Here is a 15,499-nt window from a genome sequence, read left to right on the forward strand (position 1 = left end):
TCGTCAATCCTAACAGGTTTGGCCGTCTCCGGACAATGGCAGGACGGCAGTGGTCGCCGACTTGGCATAATCATTATTCCGTGACACAGACGAGCCCCGCAGGAATTCATTTCTGTAATTCGGTTTTCCCGGCAGTAAATCGGAAAGCGAGAAAAACCAATGGCAAATAGGCTGCAACCAGACCTGTGAGGCCATCGAGGTAGCCATTCACGACAAGAACCGCCACGGGAAATACCCAGAAAACATTTATACAAGTCACACCCAATGTAACAACCTTATGGCTGGAAAAATGCCGGGCTGCATATTGATAAGCGTGACTACGATGAGCCTGGTAGATCTTTTCTCCTTGCACCAGCCGCCTCAACAAAGTAACAGTTGAGTCCACCGTAAAAACGGCCAATAAGATAAGCCAACTCCATAGCAACGCAGAATTACCCCACGCGGCATAAAGCGAAAAAATCCCCAAGACAACACCCAGGAATCCGCTTCCTGCATCCCCCATGAAGATGCGGGCAGGTGGAAAGTTCCAAAGCAGGAAACCCGCCACCGCGCCGGACAAGAACAAACTCACCCATAAAACAGATTGATTTCCAGCTATCAGGGAAATAAGACTACCTGCCAGACAGACAAAAACAGCCTGAGCACTTGCAATCCCGTCGATGCCATCCATGAAGTTGTATAAGTTCAGCATCCATACGAGATAAATCGCCGCCAGCACACTGCCTGCCCAGCCAAGCTGGAATTCCATGCCAAACATGGAGACAGGCGCTATGCCTCCCATCCAGTACAAAGCCCAGACAGCCGCAACGAAGTGCCCCAACAAACGCCATCTGGCCGCGATATGCCCATGATCATCGGCAAAACCAATAAGCGCCACCAACAGACCAGAGCCAAGCAAAGCGCAAAAGAGATTGAGGTCAAGCAACCCTGAACTGTAAAGCGGGGGAAGAGCCAGAATAAAGGCAACTACAATTGCTACTCCTCCTCCGCGAGGAGTAGGAACCGCGTGAGAACTACGCTCGTTGGGAATATCCATCAAACTCTTGGCCAGCGCATAACGGCGCAAAACGAAGGTCAGCCCCCAAGAGAGAATAAATACTGCCGCCAACAGCCACCACACATTCATTGGGTGTTTGCATCCAGATAATGATTAACAGTTTGGCGCATCGCACGATCTACACTGACCGGGGGCAGCCAACCCAACAACTCACGATTTTTGTCGATATCGACCTGCAATGACCCACACAAGCGCTGAGCAACTGCCTGCATGCCGAACATTGAAGCCGCAAGCCTGAGCAACCATTCAGGGATGGGCATCAGTCGGGTCCTCCCCCCGAACGCCCGGGACAATCGATTCAACAGCTGCGTGGTGGACAGATCTTCCCCATCACTGACGAGAAAAACCTGATTGGCTGCCGCCGGATGATCGATACAAGTGACGATGAGACTGATCAGATTACCTATCGACACCAGACTTCGCCGATTCCGCACAGCCCCCAAGGGCAGCGGAATCCCCCTGCGCAGCCACCCCAACATACTCATGAAGTTGGCCTTTACGCCCGGCCCGTACACCAGCGGTGGACGAATGACGACGATCTCCATACCCGTTTCACGCGCCAGCAGCTTCAACGCCTCCTCGGCCTCGCACTTGGAGATACCGTAGGGATCTATGGGAGAAGGAAGATCATCCGCCCTGAAAACGCCCCCAGGCGGCGTGCTCTCACCATTCACCTTGATTGAGCTGATGAAGATGAAGCGCTTGACCCCCGACTCCGCAGCCTGCTGGGCCAGCTTCAACGTTCCCTGCACATTGACGTGGCGAAACTCAGCCAGCGCATCAGCAACATCCTCACGCATGACGTGCACCCTGGCCGCCGCATGAACCACAACCTGGATATTTTCAAAAGCAGGCAAGACGTTGCTACGAGTCAGATCGAAGGGCAACACGCGGCACAGTCCCTGTAAGCGAGTAGCACCACGCGCTGCCGCCACAGGACAAAAGCGCTTGCCTACCAATAAATGCAAAACCAGCGCCTCGCCCACAAATCCGCCGGCCCCAGTCACCAAAACATTCAGGGGCGTCATCTGACCTTCGTTCCTATGAGAGCTGTTGCCCAGCAAATACAGAAGAAAAACACCTTGTCACGCCGCCGTCGGCGGCAACGCCAGGCACTAAATGACAGACGCAACATTTGTGTGCGACGCAATCCCAGCCACCCCCGCACAAATGGATCAGCTTCCCGCCCCACGAGCCGAGCTATCAGTTGAACCTGACTGAACCACCATCCGTCATGAATCGTTTTGTAACGAGATATCAGGGAGTTAAGCCCCTTATTGGCACCAACCTGGTTACGCTCGTGCTGGCGATACTCCATGGACGGCTCGGGATCGATAAACCAGCTGAAACCATGACTGCGGGCAAAAGCATAGCAATACCAATCGTGCAGACTGACATTTTGCAGCTGCTGCCAATTGGTACGCATGGACGACTTGAGCGCTTCGATGACTTTTTTGCTCATCACGTAAGTACATCCAGGCCCGGCAGCCTCGAACAGGAAGTCCCATTCGACCTGCGGCTGAGCCTTGTTCAATAGATGAGTGCTGCCATTCGACCAGAATGCCGTGACGTTGCTGGAATAGGCATCAATGTGGCAGTTACGGATGATAGAAGTAGCACGCATCAACTTATCTGGATGCCAGATATCATCTTGATCAGCAAACGCCACGAAGTCGAAGCGCTCCAGCTCGACATCGCGAACCAAGCGAAAAAAGTTGCGAGCAGCCCCCCCAAAAGTGCCCGCTGGCGGTAAAACGATCACAGACGCGTGATCGCTCGCATATTGCTCGCACCAGATTTGCGTACCATCTGCGGAAGTATCCACACTGATAAAAACAGTGAGGTCGACGCCTGTCTGAGCAAGGATGGAAGCCAATTGCTCTTCGATCCAATGCATACCGTTGTAGGCCGCCAGTAAAACCGCAATTTGAGGAAGTTTTACTGACATGCAGTTCCTGCCGCAATTGAGCGCTTCATCTTGAAGGGGTCTCTCTTCCAGTCAGCGAGAAGATGAGTCCAGCAGCTTCTTCAGATATTGCCCATATCCGGTCTTTTTCAACGCATCAGCCTGGGAAGCCAGCTGCGACGCAGTGATCCAGCCAGTGTGGAAGGCGATTTCTTCCAGGCACGCCACCTTCAACCCCTGACGCTGCTCAATGGTATGCACGAAGTGACTCGCCTCCAGAAGCGAGTCATGGGTCCCCGTATCCAGCCAAGCAAAACCACGCCCCAACATTTCGACGCTAAGCATCTTCTTGTCGAGGTAAGCCTGGTTGATGTCGGTGATTTCCAGTTCGCCGCGGGCCGAGGGCTTTATACTCTTGGCAATATCAACTACTTGGTTGTCGTAGAAGTACAGCCCTGTAACGGCGTAGTTGGACTTCGGCTTCAATGGTTTTTCCTCGATGCTCAAGGCTCGCCCTTGCGCATCGAACTCGACAACACCAAAACGCTCCGGATCGGAGACGTGGTAACCAAAAACCGTCGCCCCATCAGCCTGATTGCTTGCTGCTCGCAGGTTATCCGAGAAGTGCTGACCATAAAAGATGTTGTCGCCCAGAATCAGGCAGCACGGATCATTGCCAATGAACTCTTCACCAATTATAAACGCTTGCGCCAGACCATCAGGACTCGGCTGTTCAGCATACGTCAGTTTTATGCCGTACAGACTGCCGTCGCCCAGTAGCTTCCTAAAACAAGGTAAATCTTCCGGCGTGGAGATGATCAGAATTTCACGCATCCCCGCAAGCATCAACACGGACAAGGGATAGAAGATCATCGGCTTGTCGTAGATCGGCAGCATCTGCTTGGAGACGCCTAACGTCAGCGGATGCAATCGGGTCCCCGAACCACCCGCGAGGATGATGCCTTTACGATTTGTCGTGGTCATTTGTTTAGAACTTCCCTAAGCATTCGGGTTACGCCACTTTGCCAATCCGGCAAGTGTAGAGAGAAATTGTCGCGCAGCTTCTGAGTATTCAAGCGGGAGTTCAGAGGGCGACGTGCAGGTGTCGGATAGGCAGTAGTTTCGATAGGATTAACCGTTGTCACCGCTAACTCCTCGCCTTGGGCTTTTGCGAAGTCAATGACGTGACTGGCATAGCCATGCCAAGACACTTGGCCCGCAGCAGCCAAGTGATAAAGGCCAGCTAACTCCGGTCGCTTGGTAACTTGCTGGATAGCCAACGCCGTTACGTCTGCAATCAGATCAGCCCCGGTCGGCGCTCCGATCTGATCCGCAATCACGCTCAACGTTTCGCGATCTTTGGCCAAGCGCAGCATGGTCTTGGCAAAGTTATTGCCGCGAGCACCATATACCCAGCTGGTGCGGAAGATCAGATGCTTACAACCCGATGCGATGATTGCCTGTTCGCCGGCGAGCTTGCTGGCGCCATAATGGTTCACCGGCGCAACAGGGTCTGTCTCCTGCCATGCCGTAAAGCCTTGGCCGCTAAAAACATAATCCGTTGAGTAGTGAACCAGCCATGCGCCCAGCGATGCGGCTTCTTCCGCCATCACGCCACTCGCAACGCCATTTACGCGATCCGCCAACTCGGTTTCCGACTCAGCTTTATCAACCGCAGTGTAGGCGGCAGCATTGACGATAACGTCAGGCCTTACCTGACGAATCGTTGCACACAAGGATTCAAGATTCGACAGATCACCGCTGAGGCCATCAACAAGGTGACGATCAAGAGCGACCAGTTCGCCAAGCGGAGCCAGGGAGCGTTGCAGCTCCCAGCCCACCTGGCCGTTCTTTCCTAAAAGCAGGATCTTCATGCTTTGCTCGAACGATCTGCATAGTTCTGATCAATCCACTGCTGGTAGCTGCCGCTCTTCACGTGCTCAACCCACTCAGTGTTATTCAGATACCACTCGACAGTCTTCCGAATACCAGTCTCGAAAGTCTCTTCCGGAGTCCAACCCAGCTCACGCTGAATCTTGCTGGCGTCGATTGCATAACGCACATCATGACCAGGGCGATCCTGAACATAGGTAATAAGGCTGGCGTGCGGGCGATGGGCAGAATCTGGACGCAACTCATCGAGCAACGCACACAGGGTATGCACCACTTCGATGTTTTGTTTTTCATTATGACCGCCGATGTTGTAAGTCTCACCGATAACACCTTCGGTCACGACTTTGTACAACGCTCGCGCGTGATCTTCGACATACAGCCAGTCACGAACCTGGTTGCCTTTGCCGTAAACCGGCAGCGGCTTGCCTTCCAGTGCATTGAGGATAATCAGCGGGATCAGCTTCTCAGGGAAGTGACATGGGCCGTAGTTGTTCGAGCAGTTGGTGACCAGTGTCGGCAGGCCGTAAGTGCGCGCCCAGGCACGAACCAAGTGATCCGAACTTGCCTTGCTCGCCGAATAAGGCGAGCTTGGCTGGTAAGGTGTGGTTTCGGTGAAGAGGTCTTCCGGACCTTCGAGGTCTCCGTAAACTTCGTCAGTCGAGATGTGGTGGAAGCGGAAATTGGCTTTGCGGGTGTCGTCCAGAGCAGCCCAATAATGGCGTGCAGCTTCGAGCAACGTGTAGGTGCCGATGATGTTGGTCTGGATAAACTCGGACGGGCCGGAGATCGAACGATCGACGTGGGACTCAGCGGCCAGGTGCATGATTGCATCCGGTTGGTGTTCACGCAGAACGCGATCGATCTGATCACGATCGCAAATATCGACGCGCTCGAAGGCGTAACGCGAATTCTGGCTGACTTCTGCCAGGGACTCCAGGTTGCCGGCGTAAGTCAACTTATCGACGTTGACGACCGCATCGGCAGTGTTGGAGATGATGTGACGGATGACTGCCGAGCCAATGAAGCCGGCGCCGCCGGTAACTAGAATTTTCACGCGAAACGATACCCTTGAGCTGCGGACAGCGCTGCGATCGAGCGCGGTCTAATCCATGAATGCAGAGGCCACTATCATTTGGCATCCGTCAGAGCAGTCTGAATCGACATGCATTAAGGCACGATCGAACAAGGGACGCATTTTACAGCTTAATGATGCTTTTACTAATGGATAAAGACAGGCTGAGGCGCAATTTCGACAGATGCCGTGCGCCTGACATTTTCAGATCAGTCGTTTGCGAGTCGCTCTGGTCGTACGCCCCAGAAACCAGCCCAATAGAGGTCCGATCAGCATACCAATCAGCAACGCCAATACGGTAATAACCGACACCGGCAACTGCGGGCCGGAAAAACCCAGAAACAAAAGCGAAACCGATTGCTGGTTTTCAAGCACAAACGCCAGAACAATCAGAACCATCAGCAGAAGAAAAACGCCAAGCAGTATGCGTTTCAGGTTACGCATTCACGCCCCCTTGAATTTGAATAGCGAAGATCAAGCGCCCTCCTCCTCTTCCTCATTCACGCGGTCACGCAATTCCTTGCCCGGCTTGAAATGCGGAACGAATTTACCGTCCAGACTGACAGACTGACCAGTCTTTGGATTGCGGCCGACACGTGGTGCGCGGTAGTGCAGGGAGAAGCTGCCAAATCCACGGATCTCGATACGATCACCGGTGGCGAGGCACTGAGACATTTGTTCAAGCATGGTCTTGATGGCCAGCTCCACATCCTTGGATGAGAGTAGCCCTTGATGGGTGACAATTCGTTCGATCAACTCCGACTTCGTCATATTTTTCCCTTCTTTTTCAAGCAGCTAGATCAGCGCTTGAAAGGTTTTAGCATGCCCGGAAGATTTTGAACAGCCCAGGGATTGACATATCTTTCCTGTCGTCAAAACGCACATTTTCAGGGCACTTCATTGGCGAGTCGGATAGCCGCTGTCCTAACGACACATCACTAACATGGTCCGGGTTACGAAGCCTGCGGGATTGAAGCCGAACGGATAGTCGTCTTCATCTTTCGCATCATCCGACCGAGTGATGACCTTGTAGCCCTTGCCTTTGCACTCCTTCGCTGCACGCTTCTGGCACTTTTCCCAGCCGGAGCCCAGCCCGGAACAGTCGACCTCGATACCACTGACGCCGCGCACCGCATGGGTTTTCGCACTGGTGGTACACCCTGCGAGCGCCAAGACCACTGCAACAACAAGTAACTTGTTCATCCACTTCCTTATGCCAGGCAAGCCTGGCGACTAATGCTCAAGACCAAGCTTAGTCGCGAATAGGCGATTGATCCGATTAAAGAAACAGACCCGCAAGCGAAGCCATTGGTTTCATGCACGAACGTACAAGAGGCAAATCGCAGGCACAAAAAAGGGCGACCGAAGTCGCCCTTTTTAATGATCAAGCAGAACTCAGTTCTGTTTGGCCATTGCTTGACGCAGCAGTGCCGCCATAGTGGTGTCAGCTGCTTCGCCTTCCGGAGCTGCTTTCAGGCTCTGGATGGCTTCTTTCTCTTCAGCATCGTCTTTCGACTTGATCGAGAGCTGGATTACGCGGCTCTTGCGATCAACGCTGATGATCTTGGCTTCAACTTCCTGGCCTTCTTTCAGAACGTTGCGCGCGTCTTCAACGCGGTCACGGCTGATTTCGGAGGCTTTCAGGGTAGCTTCGATGTCGTCGGCCAGAACGATGATGGCGCCTTTGGCGTCAACTTCTTTCACGGTACCGGTCACGATAGCGCCCTTGTCGTTAACCGAGACGTACTCGGAGAACGGATCGCTTTCCAGTTGCTTGATGCCCAGGGAGATGCGCTCGCGCTCTGGGTCAACCGACAGGATGACGGTGTCCAGCTCGTCGCCCTTCTTGAAGCGACGTACGGCTTCTTCGCCCACTTCGTTCCAGGAGATGTCGGACAGGTGAACCAGACCGTCGATGCCGCCGTCCAGACCAATGAAGATACCGAAATCGGTGATCGACTTGATGGTGCCGGAGATCTTGTCGCCCTTGTTGAACTGGCCAGAGAAGTCTTCCCATGGGTTCGACTTGCACTGCTTGATGCCCAGGGAGATACGACGACGCTCTTCGTCGATGTCCAGAACCATGACTTCCACTTCGTCGCCGACTTGTACGACTTTCGAAGGGTGGATGTTCTTGTTGGTCCAGTCCATTTCCGAAACGTGTACCAGACCTTCAACGCCTTCTTCCAGCTCAGCGAAGCAGCCGTAGTCGGTCAGGTTGGTTACACGAGCGGTAACGCGAGTGCCTTCTGGGTAACGGGCTTTGATAGCAACCCATGGATCTTCGCCCAGTTGCTTCAGGCCCAGGGAAACACGGTTGCGTTCGCGATCGTATTTCAGAACCTTGACGTCGATTTCGTCACCAACGTTGACGATCTCGGAAGGATGCTTGATGCGCTTCCAGGCCATGTCGGTGATGTGCAGCAGGCCGTCCACGCCACCCAGATCGACGAATGCGCCGTAATCGGTGAGGTTTTTGACGATACCTTTGACTTGCTGGCCTTCCTGCAGGGATTCCAGCAGAGCTTCACGCTCGGCGGAGTTCTCGGCTTCGAGGACGCTACGACGGGAAACGACAACGTTGTTGCGTTTCTGATCCAGCTTGATGACCTTGAATTCCAGCTCTTTGCCTTCCAGGTGCGTGGTGTCGCGCACTGGACGAACGTCAACCAGGGAACCTGGCAGGAACGCACGGATGCCGTTAACGTCGACAGTGAAGCCGCCTTTAACCTTACCGTTGATAACGCCCTTGACCACTTCCTCGGCTGCGAAGGCTGCTTCCAGAACGATCCAGCATTCAGCGCGCTTGGCTTTTTCACGGGACAGCTTGGTTTCGCCAAAGCCGTCTTCAACCGAATCCAGAGCAACGTGAACTTCATCACCAACGTTGATGTTCAGTTCGCCAGCATCGTTGTAGAACTGCTCAAGCGGGATGAGTGCTTCAGACTTCAGACCAGCGTGAACGGTTACCCAGCGAGCCTGGTAATCGATATCAACGATAACACCGGTGATGATGGAGCCTGCCTGAAGGTTCAGGGTTTTCAGGCTTTCTTCAAAGAGTTCCGCAAAGCTTTCGCTCATTTTAATTCCTGTAGATGAGGGCGAAGAAAACGCCCATCTCCACACCCCAGACGGTGTGGGTTAGTTTCATTTAAAAGAAGCACCGCAGGACTATGACTGGTCCCCTGCGGCCCTCTTGGTCACCCGGCGATATCGCGAATGGCGATCTCGCTCATGATGCGTTCAAGCACCTGATCGATGGAAAGCTCCGTGGAATCCAGCTGAATCGCGTCGGCCGCCGGCTTGAGCGGGGCTACTGCGCGCTGGGTGTCACGCTCATCGCGCGCACGGATCTCATCTAGCAGACTCGACAGACTAACACCCTCGACTTTGCCCTTCAACTGCAAATATCGACGGCGCGCCCGCTCCTCGGCACTGGCGGTGAGGAAAATCTTCAGCGGTGCGTCCGGAAAAACCACCGTGCCCATGTCGCGACCGTCGGCCACCAGGCCCGGCGCTTCCTGGAACGCACGCTGGCGCTGCAGCAGCGCCTCGCGCACGGCGGGCAGCGCAGCCACTTGCGAAGCGCCGGAACCGACGCTTTCGGTGCGGATGACATCACTGACTTCGTCGCCTTCCAGAATGATCCGCTGCAGCTGACCTTCGGTCGCCGCGATGAACTGCACATCCAGATGAGCGGCCAATGTCTTCAGCAACTCTTCATTGGTCAGATCGACGCCATGGTTGTGCGCAGCAAACGCGAGCAATCGATAAAGCGCACCGGAATCCAGCAGGTTCCAGCCCAGACGCTTGGCCAGAATCCCGGCGACCGTGCCTTTGCCGGAGCCGCTTGGCCCATCGATGGTGATGACCGGTGCAATGTTTTTCACGACTGAGCCTCTTGTGCCACACGAATGCCGACTTGCCCGCACAGCGCGAGGAAGTTGGGGAACGAGGTCGCGACGTTGGCGCAATCATGGATGCGGATCGGTGCGTTAGCGCGCAACGAGGCGACGCTGAAAGCCATGGCGATACGGTGGTCGCCGTGACCGTGCACTTCCCCGCCGCCGATCTGGCCGCCGTCGATGATGATGCCGTCCGGAGTCGGTTCGCATTTGACGCCCAGCGCCAGCAAGCCGTCCGCCATGACCTGAATCCGGTCGGATTCCTTGACCCGCAGCTCTTCAGCGCCGGTCAGCACGGTACGCCCTTCGGCACACGCAGCCGCAACGAACAGTACCGGGAATTCGTCGATGGCCAGGGGCACCAGTTCTTCCGGAATCTCGATACCTTTGAGTCTAGCTGCCCGTACGCGCAAGTCAGCCACCGGCTCGCCGCCAACCTCGCGCTGGTTTTCCAGAGTGATGTCAGCGCCCATCAGGCGCAGGATGTCGATGACGCCAGTACGGGTCGGATTGATGCCGACGTGCTCGAGCACCAGCTCCGAACCCTCGGCAATCGAAGCTGCGACCAGGAAGAACGCCGACGACGAGATATCGCCCGGCACTTCGATGTGGGTCGCGGTGAGCTTGCCGCCAGACTCGACCGAAGCCGTGGCGCCGTCGACACTGACCGGGTACCCGAAGCCACGCAGCATGCGTTCGGTGTGGTCGCGGGTCGGTGCCGGCTCGGTCACGGTGGTCTTGCCTTCGGCGTAGAGACCGGCGAGCAGCAGGCAGGATTTCACCTGGGCGCTGGCCATCGGCATGGTGTAAGTCAGGCCCTTGAGCTTGTGGCCACCGCGAATGGTCATCGGCGGACGACCTTCGGCGGCGGTCTCGATCACGGCGCCCATTTCCCGCAGCGGATTGGCCACGCGGTTCATCGGGCGCTTCGAAAGCGAGGCATCACCCGTCAGGACACTGTCGAAGTTCTGCGCAGCCAACAGGCCGGAAAGCAGACGCATCGAAGTGCCCGAATTACCCAGATAGATCGGGCCCGGCGCAGGTTTCAGGCCGTGCAGACCGACACCATGGATGGTCACGCGGCCGTGGTGTGGGCCTTCGATAACCACGCCCATGTCGCGAAACGCCTGCAAGGTCGCCAGGGCGTCTTCGCCCTCGAGGAAGCCTTCGACTTCGGTGACGCCTTCGGCCAGCGAGCCGAGCATGATCGAACGGTGGGAAATCGATTTGTCACCCGGTACGCGAATCCGACCGGACAGGCGGCCACCAGGTTGAGCCAGGAAGATCAGATCGTTGGAATTCATAGCGTCCACATAGGCCCTGCGGGCCAGGATTTTACTGAAATGCTCGCGGGCAACCCGGGCGCGCGTGAAAACGCCCAACAATTGGTGCCCATCCCCTGCATCGACCGCGTCGCGCAAGGCGTCGAGGTCGCTGCGAAATGTATCGAGTGTGCGCAGGACAGCCTCGCGGTTGGCGAGGAAGATGTCGTGCCACATCACCGGGTCGCTTCCGGCGATTCTTGTGAAATCGCGAAAACCACCGGCAGCGTAACGGAAGATCTCCAGATTTTCATTGCGCTTGGCCAACGAATCGACCAGACCGAAGGCCAGCAGGTGCGGCAGATGACTGGTCGCGGCCAGCACTTCGTCGTGCCGCTCGACCTGCATGTGCTCGACATCGGCGCCCAGTTCGCGCCACAGGCGATCGACCACCGCCAGCGCGGCAGGATCGGTTTGCTCCAGCGGCGTCAGGATCACCTTGTGCCGGCGGAACAGCTCGGCGTTGGAGGCTTCCACCCCGCTCTGCTCGGAACCTGCAATCGGGTGCCCCGGGACGAAACGCGCCGGCATGCCGCCGAACGCTTCGGTCGCGGCGCGCACGACGTTGCCTTTGGCGCTGCCGACATCCGTAAGAATCGCCTGCCCCAGATCCATACCCGCCAGACGCGCGAGCAGTTTTTCCATGGCCAGAATCGGCACCGCCAGCTGAATCACATCGGCACCGACGCAAGCTACGGCCAAATCGTCTTCACAGCGATCAACCACACCCAACTCGACAGCCAGTTTGCGCGATTGCGGATCCAGATCGACGCCGACCACTTCACGGCACAGGCCGCTTTCACGCAAACCCTTGGCAAACGAACCACCGATCAACCCCAGACCGACCACCACAAGGCGACCGATCATAGGTGCAGCAGGTTGCAGCGCAGTGACATCAACCACGAGCCAGAACCTTGCGCAGCGCCTCGAGGAAACGGCTGTTTTCTGCTGGCAGACCGATGGTCACGCGCAAGTGGTTCGGCATGCCGTAATTGGCCACCGGACGCACGATCACGCCTTCGCGCAGCAGGCCCTGAAAAATCGGCGCCGCGACCTGGCCAAGATCGACGCAGATGAAGTTGCCTTTGGACTCGATCCAGCCCAACCCCAGCTCGCGGAAACCCGCCTGCAACTGCTGCATGCCGGATTCGTTGAGCTGACGGCTTTGCGCCAGATATTCCTCGTCCTTCAGCGCCGCACACGCCGCCGCCAGCGCGAGGCTGTTGACGTTGAACGGCTGACGAACGCGGTTCAGCACGTCCGCCACCACAGGTGTCGACAAGCCATAACCGACGCGCAGCGCGGCCAGACCATAGGCCTTGGAGAAGGTGCGCGACACCAGCAGGTTCGGGTATGCGGCGAGGAAGTCGAGACCGTCCGGCAAGTCGCTGCCTTCGGCGTACTCGATGTAAGCCTCGTCGAGGACTACCAGCACATGCTCGGGAACGTCCTGCAGGAACTCGTCCAGCGCTTCAGCGCCGAACCAGGTGCCGGTCGGGTTGTTCGGGTTGGCAATGAAGACCACGCGGGTGTTGGCATCGATTGCCGCGAGCATTGCTGGCAGATCGTGCCCCCAATCCTTGGCCGGAACCACTTTGGCTTGCGCGCCGACCGCTTGAGTCGCGATCGGATATACCGCGAAAGCGTGCTCGCTGAACACGGCATTCAGGCCCGGCGCCAGATAGGCACGGGCGACCAGCTCAAGAATGTCGTTGGAGCCATTGCCCAGCGTGACCTGATTCAGCTCGACGCGGCACTGTTCGGCGAGCAGCGATTTCAGGGCGAAACCATTGCCGTCCGGGTAGCGGGTCAGCTCGGCCAGCTCTTCGCGAATCGCCGCCAAGGCTTTTGGGCTGGCGCCCAGCGGATTTTCGTTGCTCGCCAGTTTGACGATTTTTGCCGGATCCAGATCCAGCTCGCGCGCCAGTTCGTCCACGGGCTTGCCCGGAACGTACGGCGAAAGTTGTTGCACGCCCGGCTGTGCCAGAGCGAGGAAGTTGCCACTCATTTGCTACCGCCCTTAGAGAACTGCTTTCGGGTAGGAACCCAGCACTTTGAGTGCTACTGCTTCCTGACTGATCTTTTCCAGCACACCTTTGATCAACGGATCGCGGTGGTGGCCGACGAAGTCGATGAAGAACACGTACGTCCATTTGCCGCTGCGCGACGGACGGGTTTCGATGCGGGTCAGGTCGATGCCATTGTCGTGGAACGGCACCAGCAGCTCGTGCAGCGCGCCGGGTTTGTTGCTCATGGACACGATGATCGAGGTCTTGTCGTCGCCGGTCGGCGGCACTTCCTGGTTACCGATCATCAGGAAGCGCGTGGAGTTGTCCGGGCGATCCTCGATTTTCTCGGCCAGTCGCGTCAGACCATACAGGCCCGCTGCCATGTCGCCAGCAATCGCCGCCGAATTCCACTCGCCCTTGACCCGTTTGGCCGCTTCGGCGTTGCTCGACACCGCGACGCGCTCGACATTCGGGTAATGCGCGTCCAGCCACTTTCGGCACTGGGCCAGCGACTGCGCGTGGGAATAGATGCGGCTGATACTGTCGGTCTTGGTGTTTTCGCCGACCAGCAGATGATGGTGGATGCGCAGCTCGACTTCGCCGCAGATCACCATGTCGTGTTCAAGGAAGCTGTCCAGCGTGTGATTGACCGCACCTTCGGTGGAGTTTTCGACCGGCACTACGCCGAAATTCACCGCACCGGCCGCCACTTCGCGGAACACTTCGTCGATCGCCGCCATCGGCTTGCTGATCACCGCGTGGCCGAAATGCTTCATCGCTGCCGCTTGAGTGAAGGTGCCTTCAGGACCGAGGTAAGCCACTTTCAGCGGCTGCTCCAGCGCCAGGCACGAGGACATGATTTCGCGGAACAGCCGCGCCATCTCCTCGTTACCCAGCGGCCCCTGATTGCGCTCCATCACCCGCTTGAGCACCTGAGCTTCGCGCTCGGGACGATAGAACACCGGCACTTCGCCTTCGGCCAGCGAGGCCATCTTCACGCGGGCGACTTCCTGGGCGCAACGCGCACGCTCACTGATCAGCTCGAGGACTTTGGTGTCCAGAGCGTCAATGCGAACGCGCAGTGCCTTGAGTTCTTGCTCGGACATCAGCCGTGTTCCTTCTCGAATTCCGCCATGTAGGCCACCAGCGCGTTGACCGCGGTGATGTCGACGGCGTTGTAGATGGAGGCGCGCATGCCGCCCACCGAGCGGTGGCCTTTGAGGTTGAGCAGACCGCGCTCGTCGGCACCGGCGAGGAACGGCTTGTCCAGACGATCGTCAGCCAGACGGAACGGTACGTTCATCCACGAGCGATCCGACTTGTTGATCGGGTTGCTGTAGAGGCCGCTGGCGTCGATGAAGTCGTACAGGGTGCGTTGCTTGACGTCGTTGAGTTTGGCGATTGCTTCGACACCGCCCTGCTCTTTCAGCCACTGGAACACCAGACCGGACAAGTACCAGGCCAGGGTCGGCGGGGTGTTGTACATCGAGCCGTTATCGGCCGCGACCTTGTAGTTGAGCATGGTCGGGCACAGCGAGCGGGCCTTGCCGAGCAGGTCTTCGCGGATGATGTTGACGACGATGCCGCTCGGGCCGATGTTCTTCTGCGCGCCGGCGTAGATCATGCCGAAACGCGAGATGTCGACCGGGCGCGAGAGGATGTCGGAAGACATGTCGGCCACCAGCGGCACGTCACCGGTTTGCGGGATCCACTGGAATTCCAGGCCGCCGATGGTTTCGTTCGGCGCGTAGTGAACGTAAGCGGCGTCTTTGGACAGATTCCACTCGTTCTGGCCGGGAATGGCGAAATAGTCGTAAGGCTTGGCGGTGGCGGCAACGTTGACGTGACCGTAGCGCGAGGCTTCTTCGATGGCTTTCTGCGACCAGATACCGGTGTCGATGTAGTCGGCCGAGCCGCCCTCAGGCAACAGGTTCAGCGGGATCTGTGCGAACTGCTGGCTGGCGCCGCCCTGCAGAAACAGCACTTTGTAGTTCGACGGGATATTCAGCAGGTCACGCAGATCCTGCTCGGCCTGGGTGGCGATGGACACGAACTCATCACTGCGATGGCTCATTTCCATGACCGACAGACCCTTGCCGTGCCAATCAAGGAGTTCAACCTGGGCGCGCTGCAGGACAGCTTCAGGCAGCGCCGCCGGACCGGCGCAGAAGTTATAGGCTCGCTTGCTCACATCCAATCTCGCTCTGATTTGGTGGTAACGCATTACATCATCAGCCAACACGGATTCAATGCGGGAGCGGGCTTGCTCGCGAAAGCGGTAGATCAGGCGACATCGTCATCGGATGTCAGTCCGTCTTCGCGAGCAAGCCCGCTC

15 protein-coding genes are annotated in these 15,499 nt (G+C 57.1%); all 15 read right to left on the reverse strand.

Annotation, left to right across the window (positions count from 1 at the left end):
- Nucleotides 1-106: 106 nt before the first annotated feature.
- Nucleotides 107-1,126: an MraY family glycosyltransferase gene (locus ACP7D9_RS22025; RefSeq protein ID WP_426159610.1), complete on the reverse strand. Its 1,020-nt coding sequence runs from the start codon at nt 1,124-1,126 to the stop codon at nt 107-109.
- Entirely contained in the window at nt 1,123-2,085 is a 963-nt protein-coding gene (locus ACP7D9_RS22030) for a UDP-glucose 4-epimerase family protein (RefSeq protein ID WP_426159611.1), read from the reverse strand. The genes ACP7D9_RS22025 and ACP7D9_RS22030 overlap by 4 nt, the downstream gene beginning before the upstream one ends.
- Nucleotides 2,082-3,005 (reverse strand): glycosyltransferase, encoded by a 924-nt coding sequence (locus ACP7D9_RS22035; protein WP_397479201.1) that lies wholly within the window; start codon nt 3,003-3,005, stop codon nt 2,082-2,084. The genes ACP7D9_RS22030 and ACP7D9_RS22035 overlap by 4 nt, the downstream gene beginning before the upstream one ends.
- 51 nt (nt 3,006-3,056) lie before the next feature.
- Nucleotides 3,057-3,947 (reverse strand): glucose-1-phosphate thymidylyltransferase RfbA, encoded by an 891-nt coding sequence (gene rfbA, locus ACP7D9_RS22040; protein WP_101155403.1) that lies wholly within the window; start codon nt 3,945-3,947, stop codon nt 3,057-3,059.
- Nucleotides 3,944-4,837 carry a dTDP-4-dehydrorhamnose reductase gene (rfbD, locus tag ACP7D9_RS22045; RefSeq protein ID WP_426159612.1) on the reverse strand — a complete coding sequence of 298 codons (894 nt, stop codon included), beginning with the start codon at nt 4,835-4,837 and terminating at the stop codon, nt 3,944-3,946. The genes rfbA and rfbD overlap by 4 nt, the downstream gene beginning before the upstream one ends.
- Nucleotides 4,834-5,910 (reverse strand): dTDP-glucose 4,6-dehydratase, encoded by a 1,077-nt coding sequence (gene rfbB / locus ACP7D9_RS22050; RefSeq protein ID WP_312999882.1) that lies wholly within the window; start codon nt 5,908-5,910, stop codon nt 4,834-4,836. The genes rfbD and rfbB overlap by 4 nt, the downstream gene beginning before the upstream one ends.
- Nucleotides 5,911-6,132: 222 nt before the next feature.
- Nucleotides 6,133-6,372, reverse strand: coding sequence for a LapA family protein (locus ACP7D9_RS22055; RefSeq protein ID WP_312999881.1), 240 nt, complete (start codon nt 6,370-6,372; stop codon nt 6,133-6,135).
- A gap of 30 nt (nt 6,373-6,402) precedes the next feature.
- On the reverse strand, nt 6,403-6,699 hold the full coding sequence (gene ihfB, locus ACP7D9_RS22060; RefSeq protein WP_007950920.1) for an integration host factor subunit beta: 297 nt from the start codon (nt 6,697-6,699) through the stop codon (nt 6,403-6,405).
- 153 nt (nt 6,700-6,852) lie between these two features.
- On the reverse strand, nt 6,853-7,131 hold the full coding sequence (locus tag ACP7D9_RS22065) for a hypothetical protein (RefSeq protein WP_101155395.1): 279 nt from the start codon (nt 7,129-7,131) through the stop codon (nt 6,853-6,855).
- A gap of 192 nt (nt 7,132-7,323) precedes the next feature.
- Nucleotides 7,324-9,009, reverse strand: coding sequence for a 30S ribosomal protein S1 (gene rpsA / locus ACP7D9_RS22070; protein ID WP_016770920.1), 1,686 nt, complete (start codon nt 9,007-9,009; stop codon nt 7,324-7,326).
- A gap of 119 nt (nt 9,010-9,128) precedes the next feature.
- Nucleotides 9,129-9,818, reverse strand: a complete 690-nt coding sequence (gene cmk / locus ACP7D9_RS22075) for a (d)CMP kinase (RefSeq protein ID WP_024013869.1) — start codon at nt 9,816-9,818, stop codon at nt 9,129-9,131.
- The gene (locus ACP7D9_RS22080; protein WP_426159654.1) at nt 9,815-12,022 is read right to left on the reverse strand and encodes a bifunctional prephenate dehydrogenase/3-phosphoshikimate 1-carboxyvinyltransferase; all 2,208 of its coding nucleotides are present in this window, start codon (nt 12,020-12,022) and stop codon (nt 9,815-9,817) included. The genes cmk and ACP7D9_RS22080 overlap by 4 nt, the downstream gene beginning before the upstream one ends.
- 28 nt (nt 12,023-12,050) lie before the next feature.
- Nucleotides 12,051-13,163, reverse strand: a complete 1,113-nt coding sequence (gene hisC, locus ACP7D9_RS22085) for a histidinol-phosphate transaminase (protein WP_016770923.1) — start codon at nt 13,161-13,163, stop codon at nt 12,051-12,053.
- Between the two features lie 12 nt (nt 13,164-13,175).
- Entirely contained in the window at nt 13,176-14,270 is a 1,095-nt protein-coding gene (gene pheA / locus ACP7D9_RS22090) for a prephenate dehydratase (RefSeq protein ID WP_016770924.1), read from the reverse strand.
- Nucleotides 14,270-15,355, reverse strand: coding sequence for a 3-phosphoserine/phosphohydroxythreonine transaminase (serC, locus tag ACP7D9_RS22095; RefSeq protein ID WP_426159613.1), 1,086 nt, complete (start codon nt 15,353-15,355; stop codon nt 14,270-14,272). Before serC ends, pheA begins: the two co-directional genes overlap by 1 nt.
- Between the last annotated feature and the right edge of the window lie 144 nt (nt 15,356-15,499).

This window comes from Pseudomonas sp. TSRC2-2, assembly GCF_049897785.1.
In the GTDB taxonomy this organism is placed as follows: Bacteria; Pseudomonadota; Gammaproteobacteria; order Pseudomonadales; family Pseudomonadaceae; genus Aquipseudomonas.

What these genes read in the sequence shown, in the direction of transcription:
- ACP7D9_RS22025 (WP_426159610.1), bottom strand. Translation starts at nt 1,126, where the DNA reads ATGAATGTGTGGTGGCTGTTGGCGGCAGTATTTATTCTCTCTTGGGGG.
- ACP7D9_RS22030 (WP_426159611.1), bottom strand. Translation starts at nt 2,085, where the DNA reads ATGACGCCCCTGAATGTTTTGGTGACTGGGGCCGGCGGATTTGTGGGC.
- ACP7D9_RS22035 (WP_397479201.1), bottom strand. Translation starts at nt 3,005, where the DNA reads ATGTCAGTAAAACTTCCTCAAATTGCGGTTTTACTGGCGGCCTACAAC.
- rfbA (WP_101155403.1), bottom strand. Translation starts at nt 3,947, where the DNA reads ATGACCACGACAAATCGTAAAGGCATCATCCTCGCGGGTGGTTCGGGG.
- rfbD (WP_426159612.1), bottom strand. Translation starts at nt 4,837, where the DNA reads ATGAAGATCCTGCTTTTAGGAAAGAACGGCCAGGTGGGCTGGGAGCTG.
- ACP7D9_RS22055 (WP_312999881.1), bottom strand. Translation starts at nt 6,372, where the DNA reads ATGCGTAACCTGAAACGCATACTGCTTGGCGTTTTTCTTCTGCTGATG.
- ihfB (WP_007950920.1), bottom strand. Translation starts at nt 6,699, where the DNA reads ATGACGAAGTCGGAGTTGATCGAACGAATTGTCACCCATCAAGGGCTA.
- ACP7D9_RS22065 (WP_101155395.1), bottom strand. Translation starts at nt 7,131, where the DNA reads ATGAACAAGTTACTTGTTGTTGCAGTGGTCTTGGCGCTCGCAGGGTGT.
- rpsA (WP_016770920.1), bottom strand. Translation starts at nt 9,009, where the DNA reads ATGAGCGAAAGCTTTGCGGAACTCTTTGAAGAAAGCCTGAAAACCCTG.
- ACP7D9_RS22080 (WP_426159654.1), bottom strand. Translation starts at nt 12,022, where the DNA reads ATGATCGGTCGCCTTGTGGTGGTCGGTCTGGGGTTGATCGGTGGTTCG.
- hisC (WP_016770923.1), bottom strand. Translation starts at nt 13,163, where the DNA reads ATGAGTGGCAACTTCCTCGCTCTGGCACAGCCGGGCGTGCAACAACTT.
- pheA (WP_016770924.1), bottom strand. Translation starts at nt 14,270, where the DNA reads ATGTCCGAGCAAGAACTCAAGGCACTGCGCGTTCGCATTGACGCTCTG.